Source organism: Psychrobacter sp. 1U1 (genome assembly GCF_051847535.1).
In the GTDB taxonomy this organism is placed as follows: domain Bacteria; phylum Pseudomonadota; class Gammaproteobacteria; order Pseudomonadales; family Moraxellaceae; genus Psychrobacter; species Psychrobacter saeujeotis.
In genome coordinates, this window is sequence record NZ_JBPYDD010000001.1 from 154731 (window position 1) to 167834 (window position 13104).

At 42.9% G+C, this 13104-nt stretch carries 11 protein-coding genes and 2 riboswitches; of the genes, 6 read left to right on the plus strand and 5 right to left on the minus strand.

What is annotated here, in order from left to right:
- Positions 1-405 precede the first annotated feature (405 nt).
- The 4 genes from ACS8FB_RS00680 (at position 406) to ACS8FB_RS00695 (ending at position 4354) form a co-directional block, all read left to right on the plus strand.
- A complete protein-coding gene (locus ACS8FB_RS00680) occupies positions 406-1698 on the plus strand; it encodes an O-succinylhomoserine sulfhydrylase (RefSeq protein ID WP_439260559.1) in 1293 nt (430 codons plus the stop codon).
- 85 nt (positions 1699-1783) lie between these two features.
- Positions 1784-2113, plus strand: coding sequence for a YbaB/EbfC family nucleoid-associated protein (locus ACS8FB_RS00685; RefSeq protein WP_058368496.1), 330 nt, complete (start codon positions 1784-1786; stop codon positions 2111-2113).
- 107 nt (positions 2114-2220) lie between these two features.
- Positions 2221-2814 (plus strand): recombination mediator RecR, encoded by a 594-nt coding sequence (gene recR, locus ACS8FB_RS00690; protein WP_299189394.1) that lies wholly within the window; start codon positions 2221-2223, stop codon positions 2812-2814.
- Between the two features lie 334 nt (positions 2815-3148).
- Positions 3149-4354 (plus strand): ribonuclease D, encoded by a 1206-nt coding sequence (locus ACS8FB_RS00695; RefSeq protein WP_439260826.1) that lies wholly within the window; start codon positions 3149-3151, stop codon positions 4352-4354.
- A gap of 28 nt (positions 4355-4382) precedes the next feature.
- On the opposite strand, the gene ACS8FB_RS00700 is transcribed toward ACS8FB_RS00695, so the two are convergent.
- The 5 genes from ACS8FB_RS00700 to gcvT form a co-directional block, all read right to left on the minus strand.
- The gene (locus tag ACS8FB_RS00700; RefSeq protein WP_439260560.1) at positions 4383-5057 is read right to left on the minus strand and encodes an esterase/lipase family protein; all 675 of its coding nucleotides are present in this window, start codon (positions 5055-5057) and stop codon (positions 4383-4385) included.
- Positions 5058-5284: 227 nt separating this feature from the next.
- Positions 5285-8185 (minus strand): aminomethyl-transferring glycine dehydrogenase, encoded by a 2901-nt coding sequence (gene gcvP, locus ACS8FB_RS00705; protein ID WP_439260561.1) that lies wholly within the window; start codon positions 8183-8185, stop codon positions 5285-5287.
- 144 nt (positions 8186-8329) lie between these two features.
- A complete protein-coding gene (locus ACS8FB_RS00710; RefSeq protein ID WP_439260562.1) occupies positions 8330-9142 on the minus strand; it encodes a nitroreductase family protein in 813 nt (270 codons plus the stop codon).
- A gap of 215 nt (positions 9143-9357) precedes the next feature.
- Positions 9358-9738: a glycine cleavage system protein GcvH gene (gcvH, locus tag ACS8FB_RS00715; protein WP_075102841.1), complete on the minus strand. Its 381-nt coding sequence runs from the start codon at positions 9736-9738 to the stop codon at positions 9358-9360.
- Between the two features lie 168 nt (positions 9739-9906).
- Positions 9907-11097: a glycine cleavage system aminomethyltransferase GcvT gene (gene gcvT / locus ACS8FB_RS00720; protein ID WP_439260563.1), complete on the minus strand. Its 1191-nt coding sequence runs from the start codon at positions 11095-11097 to the stop codon at positions 9907-9909.
- Positions 11098-11259: 162 nt separating this feature from the next.
- Positions 11260-11411, minus strand: a riboswitch (glycine riboswitch).
- 56 nt (positions 11412-11467) lie between these two features.
- Positions 11468-11599, minus strand: a riboswitch (glycine riboswitch).
- Positions 11600-11839: 240 nt separating this feature from the next.
- Between gcvT and ACS8FB_RS00725 the strand changes: the two genes are divergently transcribed.
- Positions 11840-12160, plus strand: coding sequence for a YcgL domain-containing protein (locus ACS8FB_RS00725; RefSeq protein WP_299216653.1), 321 nt, complete (start codon positions 11840-11842; stop codon positions 12158-12160).
- 181 nt (positions 12161-12341) lie between these two features.
- Entirely contained in the window at positions 12342-12983 is a 642-nt protein-coding gene (locus ACS8FB_RS00730; protein WP_439260564.1) for a hypothetical protein, read from the plus strand.
- Positions 12984-13104: the final 121 nt, after the last annotated feature.

Consider the following 13104-nt stretch of genomic DNA (forward strand, 5'->3'; position numbering starts at 1 on the left):
ATACAGACTAATGTGGAGGAATAATAGCATTGTTTATAAGGTATGTAATAGCAACGTTTAAAGCCTAGTTAAAAATGCTGCCAAGCTTAGCAGGTGATGCAGTATCTGCCTATCAAAAATACGTTATTTTTCTTAGATTGGTAGTCACTCACGTTGCTATAATAACTTAAGCTGAGACTAGGTTTTATTATTTAACCATAAGGCTTTCAGAAACAACCCGTAGTCAGTGCTTAAAACTGACTATAAACGTTAAGTGTTTTAAATCTGAAACAGACAAACAAGTAAAAGCAATACCTGAAATCTAACGTCTGATATATGGGAGCATGATATGATAAGCGCTTTGAATTATGTATCATGAAAACTATAATCAGCAGTGTCAATACCAACCATAGTAACGGAAAACTTATGAGTCAGTCGCAAGCACATGATGAAAGCAATTCAAATCCACTGGATCCAAACTGGCGCAATGATGCTTTAGACCTAGACCTCGATTACGGCATGCAGACTATTGCAGTTCGTGCAGGGCAGCATCGTACTGATGAAGGAGAGCACGCCGAACCTATCTTTACCACCAGCTCTTATGTCTATACTTCTGCAAGTGATGCCGCTGCGCATTTTAATGGAACAAAGACTGGTAACGTTTATTCGCGCCATACTAACCCCAGCGTGCGTACCTTTGAGCGTCGCCTAGCCGCACTCGAAAACGGTGAACGTGCGGTTGCCACAGCCTCAGGTATGGGTGCGATTTTGACTATGTGCTTGGCCTACCTAAAAGCAGGTGATCATCTGCTTGCAGCCAATCAGCTCTTTGGCTCATCCATTGGTTTATTCAATAATTACATGGCTAAGTTTGGCATTGAAGTCAGCTATGTCGATTGCTTTGACAATGACGCATGGGCAAGCGCCATACGACCAAACACTAAGGTGATTTATTGTGAAAGCCCAAGTAATCCTTTGGCACAAATTTGTGATATTGGTTATTTAAGTCAGCTGTGTAAAGCCAATGATGTGTTACTAGTCGTTGACAATTGCTTCGCCACACCAGCGCTACAGCGGCCGTTAGACTTAGGAGCTGATGTGGTGATTCATTCTGCAACCAAATACTTGGACGGTCAAGGCCGAGTGCTGGGCGGCGCACTTGTCGGTAGTGATAAGCTGATGCAAGCAGCATTTACCGTTGTGCGCTCAGGCGGTATTAGCATGAGTCCCTTCAATGCTTGGGTCTTTACTAAAGGACTTGAGACCCTTAAATTACGTATGCAGGCACACTGTGCCAATGCCAATCAAGTGGCAGAGTTTTTGGTCAATCATCCTAACGTCAGTAAAGTACACTTTTCAGGGCTCTTAGATCATCCCTCTCATGAGCTTACCAAGCGTCAGCATCATATGAAGAATGGCTATGGCGCCATTATGGGGTTTGAGGTTAAAGCGTCTGCTGCTAACAACCATGTCAATGATCGCGATACAAAAGAAGCTGCTTGGCATGTCATTGACTCAACACAAATGGTCTCTATTACTAATAATTTGGGAGATGCCAAAACCACCGTTACCCATCCTGCGACCACGACTCATTTTAGGCTTACCCCTGAGGCACGCGCTGAGGCTGGTGTCAAAGATGGGCTTATTCGGTTGTCAGTAGGACTAGAAGATGTGGAAGACATTATCAAAGATTTGGCGCGCGGTTTAGACAGTTTATAAAGATGACGGTATAATCAACGTTATCGTATTAACTTTATGATTAAAAGCTATTTATCATTCATTTGTATAAAACAAAGGGGCAATTATGAACATTCAAGCACTTATGCAGCAGGCTCAGACCATGCAAAAAAAGGTCGAAGCTAATGTTGAATCGGCAAAAAAAGATCTAGCAAATAAAGAAGTCCAAGCAGAGGCGGGTAGTGGCCTAGTAAAAGTCACTATGACGGGTCGTCATGTGGTCAAGCGTTTAAGTATCGATCCAAGCTTACTTGAAGATGAGCCTGATATGATTGAAGATTTGATCGCTGCTGCTATCAATGATGCGGTCCGTCAAGCGGATGAGCTATATGAAGAGACAATGGCTGGCGCGACTTCAGGTATGGGTCTGCCACCAGGTATGCAAGGTTTATTCTAAGTCTTAATTTGCGGTAAATACTGCATATTGAAGACAACAATGGGGTTGTTATCCACCGGATACGACCCCATTTTTATATCTACGGTTTATAGATAAAGGATGCAGATTTGCTTACAGCCAAATTTGATCAGCTGGTTAAACAGCTGCGTATTTTACCAGGTGTTGGTCAAAAAAGTGCTCAGCGTATGGCACTCCACCTCCTTACCAAAAAACGTCCACAAGGGATGGCGCTTGCCCAAGCACTTGATGAGGCAATGCGTGATATTGTTGAGTGTCAGCGTTGTCATAGCTTTAGTGATGATGCGGTTTGTCCACTGTGCCAAGATCCAAGACGTGATGATGGGTTGTTATGTGTGGTCGAAACCGCCGCTGACGTCATGGCCATTGAGCAAACAGCGGGTTACCGTGGACGTTATTTTGTTTTAGGTGGGCATCTGTCACCGATTGATGGTATTAGCGCTGATGATTTAAACATTGACCAGCTGGTATGGCGCGTTAAACAAGAGCAGGTTGAGGAGCTTATATTGGCAACAGGTACCACTGTTGAAGGTCAGACAACGGCACACTTTATCAGCGAAGCGGTGAGTCGTCATGTCAATAAAGTCACTCGTTTGGCACAAGGCGTACCCATAGGCGGTGAGCTCGAATATTTAGATAGTATGACATTGGGACAGGCACTACAAAATCGCTCCTTTTTATAATATAAACAAAAGCTATATGTTTTAGTCTCGTAAATAATGGCTTTAAACTTGACGCTGTCATACGAAACGCTCCAAAACATGAACGCTAATTTGTTATAATTTTCTTTTATTGTCTCTAGGCGCTATTAATAGCGCTCTTTTTTCTTCTATTCTCTTCTATCTAAGCAGGTATCTGCCCGTGTCTGATCTAAGCTCTTTTGATGTAAGCGCTCAAACCAATTTATCTCAAGTTGATTTTTCGCAAGATGATTTGTCTCAAGACGATGTTTTGCAACCCGATGCAAAAGAAGGCGTTGACGGTGGTCAAACATATGCAGCTACTAATGTGGTAGACATGCCTGCCGAGCCGGATATTGACGCGTTGCTAGACATAGCAGATGAAGCATCTGTCACTTGGGTACGTGAGCAAGCGCAATTGGACGAGGTTATCAAGGCCTTGGAAGTTTGCGGGCGGGTAGCGTTAGATACTGAATTTATCAAGCGTGACACTTACTATCCACGTCTTGCTTTAGTGCAGCTTAATACTGGCGATCACATTTATTTATTAGATGCCCCGCAACTGCAACTAGCTGAACTATGGCAAGTCCTAACTGAAGTCGATGTGGCGATTTGGCATGCTTGCGGAGAAGATCTAGGTATTTTTTATCTACTCTCTGGCTGTCCGCCATTGACCAATATTTTTGATACGCAAATTGCGCTGTCTTATTTAACAGGTCAACTGCAAATGGGCTATCAGCAAGCGCTTGATGATCAGCTAGACATGCAAATTGACAAAGAACAAAGCCAGTCTGATTGGCTACAACGTCCATTGTCAGATGAACAAGAACAGTATGCAATCGATGATGTGCGTTTTTTACCAGCACTGTATCTAAGTTTGGAGTACGAATTAAAAAGACAAGGTCTATATGATTATGTATGGGCGGATTGTCAGCTCTATGCTCATGAGCTATACAAGGTGCAGCATGTTGAAGATGAAGCTATGTATTTGACGATGGCAGATTATCGTTATAATTCAGAGCAGATGGCTATACTAAAAGCAGTGGCTACTTGGCGTGAAGCGCTGGCACGTTCGACCAACCAGCCGCGTACTTTTGTAATTAAAAAACAGGCGGTGCGTGAGATTATCACCGAAAAGCCAACCAGTATGCGCGCGCTTGCCCATAAGACGACGATGCACCGCAGTATGTTGCGCCTTTATGGTGAGGAGCTGCTAAAGGTCATTAAAGAGGCAAAAAACTTAGCGCCTGCTGAGCATCCAGAGTGTCTACTACCGCCATACCGCTCGAAAAATAAAGTACTATCAAAAGCGGTACAGCAAGCGGTAGATGAGCAAGCTAAAGAGCTTGGTGTGCCGGCTAACGTGCTTATGCGTAAAAAATGGTTAGGTCAGCTTTATGAGGTTATTGCCTTCGATAAAGATTTGGCCGAATTACCAGAAGGTCTAAAAGGCTGGCGCAATGAATGGGTGATGCAAACTTTGATTCCAGTGATTGAACAACATAAGACTGAATTGCAGCAAGGGATGGGTATCAATGTTTAAATGTTTGGATATTTTTCTTGGTTAAATATCAGCGTTTAAATTTTCCGTGCTGCAAAAAGTGTTCAGTTTGCTTAGCCACTGTTTCATTTACTAACATGCCTGTATGCGAGACAGGTAAGACGATATGATCGGTGGCTTTGTCAATTTTAGTCTCTTCTACATATACCGTTCCATCATGCACAAGCGCTTGCTTGGGACTTGACTTGTCTGCTTTACGCAATTTTCGATTATGATACTGCAAAAACAGTTGCCCTAAACCATAGGGCTTATTACCCGCAATCACTCCCAAAGTAATATGTTGTGGCAATGGTGCCACCGTCCCATCTAAAGCATCGACGTATGAGCGGCCTACAATAGCAGGGGTTAATCGCCAAATATAATCGGCACAAACGCTGCCAACATGCGGTGTACCTAGGGTCACACAGCGTCCAATCTGCCACTTTGGATAATGGTAAACAAAGTCACGAATAATCAGCCCGCCTAAACTATGCCCCACCAAATCTAACGGCTGGTCGGGATGATGGTTGTTTTCAAGCCACGTATTAAGACGCTGACTATTGGTCGTAATACTGTCACGCATACTACGGTAGCCGTATTGATGAGTACTAAAGCCTGCGGCTTGCAAGCGTTTGGCCAATGGTCGCATAATCCATGCGGTTTGATGCAGACCATGAATAAGAATGACGCGGTTTTTTTGTTGCATTTTATCGTCCAAAAAGTGCATTAAATAAAGATCAGCAGTGCCTACTAATAAGTAACGAACATTAATAAGTAACGAATATGCTTTAGTATATCGTTAAATAATCGTGTTAATTGCTCATGTTAAATAGATATGTAAGTAGTGTACAAAATAAAAACCTCCAAATCAGCTACTGACTTGAAGGTTTGTTTTTATATAAAAGACTTAAGACGACTACCTGTTACCATATACTACATATAGTTTTCGATACTTGGGCAAGAGCACATTAGGTTCTTATCACCATAAGCGTCATCAACGCGTGCCACACTTGGCCAGAACTTATGAGCACGGACATAAGGCAGTGGGAACGCAGCGACATCACGGCTGTATGGATGCGTCCATTCGCTATCAGTGATCATAGAAGCTGTATGCGGAGCATGAACCAATGGATTGTCTTCAAGCGTCCAACCATCTTCGCCCGCTTTGGCTTTCATCGCTTCAGCTTTGATAGATTTTAAGGCACTAATAAAGCGATCTAGCTCTTCGACAGACTCAGACTCGGTTGGCTCAATCATCAAGGTACCTGATACTGGGAAGCTCATCGTTGGCGCATGGAAGCCGTAATCCATCAAGCGTTTGGCGATATCACTCTCGCTGATGCCTGTCTCTTCTTTTAGTGGACGAATATCAATGATACATTCGTGCGCGACTTGACCATTCTTACCCGTATATAGAACAGGGTAGTGGCCTTTTAACTGAGAGGCAACGTAGTTGGCGTTTAAAAGTGCCAGATTGGTCGCTTCAAGTAAGCCATCACGGCCCATCATCGCGATATACATCCACGAAATCGGCAAGATACTCGCTGAACCGTACGGTGCTGCTGATACTGCTGAGCAGTCCTTTTGCGCATTATGAACTGGACTGATAGTGTGGTTGGCCATAAATGGCGCCAAATGTGCCTGCATACCGATAGGACCCATGCCAGGACCACCGCCACCATGTGGAATACAAAAGGTCTTGTGAAGGTTCATATGTAGAACGTCGGCACCAACGTCAGCAGGCTGCATGATACCAACTTGAGCGTTCATGTTAGCGCCATCCATATAGACCTGGCCACCATGCTTATGGATGAGGTCACAAATCTTGCGAATGCCTTCTTCAAACACTCCATGCGTTGACGGATAAGTAATCATCAAGGCGCCAAGATTTTTGCTATGTTCTTCACACTTAGCATTAAGATCATCTATATCTACATTACCGTTGTCATCTGTTTTGACCACGACGACTTTCATGCCCATCATCATTGCTGTCGCAGGGTTGGTACCGTGCGCTGACTGAGGAATGAGACAAACATCACGATCTGTTTCGCCTAGTGATTCATGATAGCGACGAATTGCCAGCAGGCCTGCATACTCACCTGAAGCACCAGAGTTTGGCTGCATAGAGACATCATCAAAACCTGTAATGGCTTTTAGCTGCTCTTGTAAGCTATCAATCATATCGATATAGCCACCGACTTGGTCACGCGGTGCAAAAGGATGCACGTTTGCAAATTCAGGCCACGTAATAGGTAACATCTCGCTTGTAGCGTTTAGCTTCATCGTACAGCTACCGAGTGGAATCATACTGCGGTTCATCGCCAAATCTTTATCTTCAAGCGATTTTAAGTAACGCAGCATTTCGTGCTCGGTATGATGCGAGTTAAATACGGGATGAGTCAGTATATCGTCTGTACGTAAATGTTCTGCATTTAAAGAGACAGAGGCCGCTTCGGGTAGATCATGTGATTTATTGACAAACAACTGAGTTAAGACATTAAAGTCTTTTTCATCACTAATTTCACTAAATGATACACCCAGTTTATTTTCACTCAAACGCCATAAGTTGTAGCCAACATTGTCTGCATTCTCAAAGATTTGCGTGGCAAGCTTTTCTGAGCCACAATCAACTACCACGGTATCAAAAAACTGCTTATGAACGACGTTTAGTTGATTGTCGCTATCTGCAGTACTAATAACGTCAGCAAAAGCAGTCGCAAATGCATGAATACGAGTAGCGATACGCTTTACACCGCTTGGGCCATGATAGACGGCATACATGCCAGCAAGGTTAGCAAGCAATACTTGTGAGGTACAGATATTTGAGTTGGCTTTTTCGCGGCGGATATGCTGCTCACGAGTCTGTAGTGCCATACGTAGAGCGGTATTACCTTGTGAGTCTTTTGAAACCCCAATGATACGTCCAGGTGCTGAGCGTTTTGCTTTATCAGAGAAAGCAAAATAGGCAGCGTGTGGACCACCAAAGCCCATAGGAATACCAAAACGCTGCGTGCTACCTAGAGCAAGATCTGCGCCCATATCAGCAGGTGATTTTAATAATACCAAGCTCATGATGTCGCTGACGACTGACGTGTAGGTTTTATTTTGCTTAACGGCGCTAATAACATCGGTTAAGTCTTTAACATCACCCTCGACACCGACATATTGAAATAAGGCACCAAAGTAGTCACCAGATTTGGCCAGTTCAAAATCACCAACGATAACTTCCCAACCAAAATACTTAGCACGAGTATGGATAACGTCTAGTGTTTGTGGGTAGATACGCTCATCAACAAAAAATTGGTTTGATTTGCTTTTACTCATACGCTTTGACATAGCCATCGCTTCTGCAGCGGCAGTCGCCTCGTCAAGTAGCGATGCACCAGCCAGCTCAAGTCCAGTGAGATCAATACAAACTTGCTGAAAATTAAGCAAGGCTTCTAGACGACCTTGAGCGATCTCAGCCTGATAAGGCGTATAAGCAGTATACCAACCTGGATTTTCAAGTACATTACGCTGAATCACTGCTGGCATACGCACAGGTGAGTAGCCTTGACCAATATAGCTTTTATTAACGGTAATGTTGTCTGCCATAGTACGTAATTTGGCAAGCGCTGCATGCTCACTCATCGCAAGTGGCAAATCCAACTCTCTATGTATGCGTACTGGTTCAGGAACCGTATCATTAATAAAACTTGCCATGTCTTTATAACCAATAGCACTTAGCATATCAGCTTGCTTGGCATCGTTAGAACCTAGATGACGATAAACAAATTCAGTTTCATTAAATAAACCTTTAAAAGTATCAAAGGTAGGTTTTTGAGAATGAGTCATGAAAATCCTTAATAGACTTGGTAAAAAAGTAATAAGTTAGGACAAAAAAGACGGCATAAAATTGAGAAAATAACTTTAGACCAGACACTTATTAAAGGGTTAAAAATACGAGATAGACCGTATAAAGCTCAACAATAGATAAGGTTAAACATAGTGAACAAACTGCTTTTGATCGAAGCGAAACTGCGAGTGATAAATACCTTTATCAGAACGCTCACCTGCACCAATCATCATTACAATATGATGATCATCGCTAAGTTTGAGCAGCTTTTTCATTGCGGGCTCATCAAAACCGCCCATCGGACAGCTATCAAACCCATGTGCCCGTAGCGCTAGCATTAAGTTTTCAGCGGCAAGCGCCGTATTGTTTGTCGCCCAGTTTTTGACATCTTCAAAGGTATAGTAAGGCGACTTTATTGGACCTTTTACTCGCCTAGCTACTTGCGTTGCGCCCCATTTAACGACAGAGATTGCGTTTATCGGACCACGCAGAAAGTCTGCTGTGACTACTTTGGTGTAGTAGTCCGTCACTTTTTTGGGTACAGGCTTATCAGGATACTCACGCAAAACCTGCTTAGCGTGATCGTGCCAAATATCCGTACGTGCGACAACGGCAATCAAACGAGCAGATGTTTTTGCAGCATTTTGGTTCATACAGTTTTTGACAGCGCGTTTGCGACTATCTGCGCTATCAATCACATAAAACTCCCACGGTTGCAAGTTACTAGAGTTTGGCGCTAGCATTGCAAGTCGTAGGCAGTCTGCGAGCACATCGTCAGGAATAGGCGTATCGGTAAAGCGGCGTACCGAACGACGTGACTCTACAACTTCACAAAAGGCTTGTAGCTGCGAGGTATGGCTTGGCGTTGCTAGATTATCTGTTTTGGGATTTTCTGCTCGAATCTTTGGCGTGTCGGCTACATTGATATGGTTGTCGTTAGTATCTGCTTGACTCATATAAAGCTCCAAAACGTCGCGTTAATAGAAAAAACGATAAAAATATAAGCAAAAAAACAGGTAATAATAGGATGGTATAAATGGCGTTACGCGTTAGCCAGTTGGTTTTTTGATAAGGTTAACTATGTCTTATAAGACATAAGCAGACATCAGCTGACGCCAATATCTGCAGGTTTTTGATAGCTAACGTAGGTCAGCATAAAAGCTTTAAAAAATTATAGCTCGTTTTGATACTCTTCAGCCGTCAATAGTGCTTCGTAGTCGTCCAAGTTGTCAGGCTTCATTCTAAAGAACCAGCCATCGCCATAAGGGTCTGAGTTGATGATTTCTGGATCATCTTCTAGACTTTCATTAATAGCAACGACTTCGCCTGAGATAGGCGCGTACACATCAGAGGCCGCTTTTACTGACTCTACCACCGAGATTTCATCATCAACGACGATAGTGTCACCAACTTCTGGTAACTCAACGAACACCACATCACCAAGCAAGTCTTGGGCATGATCAGTGATACCAACGGTGATAGTACCGTCTTCTTCTAAACGTAACCATTCGTGGCTAGCGATGTATTTCAATTCTGCTGGAACATTGCTCATGGTGTCTCTCCTAAATGATAGAGGCTGGTTAATAGAACATATAAAAAATAAGAGCCAATAATAGGCTGTGGTCAATCGACACTTTTGGCATTACTTTCGGCGTCGTTATCAAAAGTCTCGATTAACCCATAATCAAACAGTATTCGTTTAATTTAGTCAATATTAAAATCAGTCGAACTGCTGTTTACCATTGCGTACAAATGGTAGCTTAAGGACGCGTGCATCTACGAATTTACCTTTACCGCGCAAGTCAATTTGCACATTATCATCGTCTGATAAGCTGGCTGGGACACGGGCGATAGCGATAGAGTTTTTGAGGCTAGGGGAGAATGTGCCACTAGTGATAATGCCTTTTTGCTCGTTGTCCGCTCCTTGGTTAATGGTCACTTCCATCCCTTCACGCAAGACACCGCGAGTTGTCAATAATAGACCAACTTGTTTCATTGCAGTGCCGTCTTCTTTTGCTTGCTTGCGCTGGTTGACCAAGGCTTCACGACCAACAAAGTCGCGATCGTCTTTTAGCGCAAGTGTCCAGCCCATATTACATTCATAAGGGCTAATGCTCTCATCCATGTCATGACCATAAAGATTCATACCGGCTTCTAGACGTAGCGTATCACGTGCGCCAAGCCCAGCAGGCTTGATGCCGTGGGCTTTTAATAGCTCAAAAAAAGCTGGCGCGTCATCAGCATGCATAATGACTTCAACGCCATCCTCACCCGTATAACCAGTACGAGCGACAAACCAATCTGTACCCTCTATGTCGGTAAGATCAGCACCAACGAAAGGCTTTAATTCGTCAAGAATAGCGCTCCAGCTCGGTTTGGCTTGAGCCAGTTTTGCAACTGCATTTGGCCCTTGGACGGCAAGCATAGCAAGCTCTGGACGCTCAGTAATCGTAATATCGAAAGCGTCAGCAACTTTATTAAAATGAGCGATATTTTTATCACGAGTACCTGCATTGGATACGATACGATATTCAGTCTCATCAGCAGTTATTAAGTAGACGATGAGATCGTCAATGATACCGCCTTGCTCGTTAAGCATAGGAGAGTATAAAGCTTTACCGACTGTTTTTAGTTTATTGACATCGTTTGCTAGCAGTTTTTGCAACCATGTTTTGGCGTCTTGACCTTTGATATCAGTCACGACCATATGTGAGACATCAAACATACCAGCATCAGTACGTACAGCTTCATGCTCTTCAATTTGTGAGCCATAATGAATTGGCAACTCCCAGCCCGAAAAATCTACCATCTTACCATCACTATCGACGTGAGACTGATATAGAGGGGTGCGCTGAGGAGCTTGGCTAGTATTGTCTTGAGAGCTGGAGTTTTGAGAATTGGTATCGGTCATAACAAATCCTTGTGTATACGCTATCGGCCTTTTATAAAGGTACGAGGATGATGAGCGTCATTACAGTAGAGAGAAGCAAAATTGCAAGGCGCAAACATTGCTCCAAAGGGTAGCAAAAAATAAAGCAATAAGCCAAACAGACGCATAACGTCAGTTTAAACAAAAGCCCTATCTGTCCTGTGACCTGAGATTTTCAATACGATAGCTGTGCATTAGAAGCTATGACTCGATGTGAGCATACAGTATCGTATTTTCTCCCCTTCGGTGGGTAAGGCGTCGTTGCTGGCTCCTTACCTCTCTCCAGATTTGTTATGTCGCTTGTGTATGATTGCAAAATTCAAATAAAAAGTGCAAATAAACAACGAGGGACATGCGTTTTTCAGTCCTTTTACCTGAGCGATTGGCAGGGTAGATGCGCCTTCGGTGGTCGTATAACAATACTGATAGTGCCTTATAAATACAGGGCGCATACTGTTAAACGACTCTCTCCTGAAAAACGCTATTATTATGAAAGGTTAGTCGCGCTTTTACAAGTCATCAATGGGATTAATATTAACAATCCTATAAAAACCTAACATTTAATAGAGACAAGCAGCAAAAACCAAATAAAGTTGTAATACTAAAAGTCACTATTGATAACAGAGCATGCCATGATAGGCTATAATTCTATTATTCATAAGCATTTTTTATATCAATTGTGATGTGTAATTTGCTTTCATTTTTAGTGTTAGATAGGTGTTTTATGCATTGTGATATTTATAAGTTCCCCAAACATGACGATATGTATGTCTATATTGCTCGTCCTGATTACCCTGACGACACTGACGAAATTAAAGATTGGTTAAGTGTGTTGCCAAAGGATTTTAGAGCCGGTTTGGGTGTGAGCAAGTTTGTTATGCATTTAGATTTAGAGACGACGCCAACGCTTGCTCGCGTCGATAAAAAGGATGTTTTAGCAAAACTAAAATCACAAGGATACTTTGTTCAGATGCCGCCACAAGAGGTGATGCGTCGTCAAGCAGCGCTACGTGCCCGTGAGGCTCAAGACAATATTTACGATTGAGCATCTATATCGTGATAAACTGATCATTTATCAAACTTGTATATTGGTGCCAAGTTGCTGGTCAACTGAAAGACCATGTAGTCAGCAATTTCGCTATCAGTTGATAAGATCATTGTCATCGAATTACAAACCAAGCGATTGATAAACCGAGCAACTTATAAACTTAGGTAACTAAACACGCATGGACTGGTTAAAAAGTATCTTAGACAGCTTACCTTTAGAAAAGCTGAGCGATCTTCTTGGTGAGATTGTTATTTGGTGGAGTCAGATGGTCAAAGACGTGCCACCTGCTGACTTGCCAATGTACGCATACCTTGGTGGTTCTATTATAGTATTATTACTTTGGATATTGGTGGCGCGTATGCTGCCACGTCCATTAGGTGGCATGAGCTGGATGGTTCTGTTTGCAGTTTTATTAGCTCCAGGAACTGCACTGAGTGATCCTAGTGTTATTGCACCAGCGAGCATCAGCGTGGTTTACGCTATCATGATGAAAGACATGACAGGGGCCATTACCAATGCATTACCCATTCTAGTGGTGTTGGTTGCAGGGTTGTTTTTAGGTTTTGTCTGGCAGCTTATTCGCGGAGCTTTTGAGTCAAGTTTGGATAAGGCTCGTCATCGTAGCGCTGAAGACACACAAGCCAATCTACAGCTGGCAACGGGTAATTATATAGGCGAAAAAGACTATGCAGGTGAGACAAATAATAAGTCTTTGCCAGTGAATACTCCAGTAATTGATAAGGCTACGACCAAAGGTACTCTTAATACTAAAACTGAGAAAACTGCTAAAAGCAGTTCAGTCGATAACGATAAGAGATGATGCTTCTTGGCTAGTACTGACTACAAGTTGTAGAAGTCTAACTCTATATATAACTACATGATAGATATTGAGTGACATAAAAAAGACACCTGTGCGTGTCTTTTTTTATGGTCATAGATTT

Excerpts from the sequence above, each read along its gene's own strand:
- gcvH (WP_075102841.1), bottom strand. The coding sequence starts at position 9,738 with ATGAGCAATGTTCCAGCAGAATTGAAATACATCGCTAGCCACGAATGG.
- ACS8FB_RS00730 (WP_439260564.1), top strand. The coding sequence starts at position 12,342 with ATGGACTGGTTAAAAAGTATCTTAGACAGCTTACCTTTAGAAAAGCTG.
- ACS8FB_RS00680 (WP_439260559.1), top strand. The coding sequence starts at position 406 with ATGAGTCAGTCGCAAGCACATGATGAAAGCAATTCAAATCCACTGGAT.
- gcvP (WP_439260561.1), bottom strand. The coding sequence starts at position 8,185 with ATGACTCATTCTCAAAAACCTACCTTTGATACTTTTAAAGGTTTATTT.
- ACS8FB_RS00710 (WP_439260562.1), bottom strand. The coding sequence starts at position 9,142 with ATGAGTCAAGCAGATACTAACGACAACCATATCAATGTAGCCGACACG.
- ACS8FB_RS00700 (WP_439260560.1), bottom strand. The coding sequence starts at position 5,057 with ATGCAACAAAAAAACCGCGTCATTCTTATTCATGGTCTGCATCAAACC.
- gcvT (WP_439260563.1), bottom strand. The coding sequence starts at position 11,097 with ATGACCGATACCAATTCTCAAAACTCCAGCTCTCAAGACAATACTAGC.
- ACS8FB_RS00685 (WP_058368496.1), top strand. The coding sequence starts at position 1,784 with ATGAACATTCAAGCACTTATGCAGCAGGCTCAGACCATGCAAAAAAAG.
- ACS8FB_RS00725 (WP_299216653.1), top strand. The coding sequence starts at position 11,840 with ATGCATTGTGATATTTATAAGTTCCCCAAACATGACGATATGTATGTC.
- ACS8FB_RS00695 (WP_439260826.1), top strand. The coding sequence starts at position 3,149 with ATGCCTGCCGAGCCGGATATTGACGCGTTGCTAGACATAGCAGATGAA.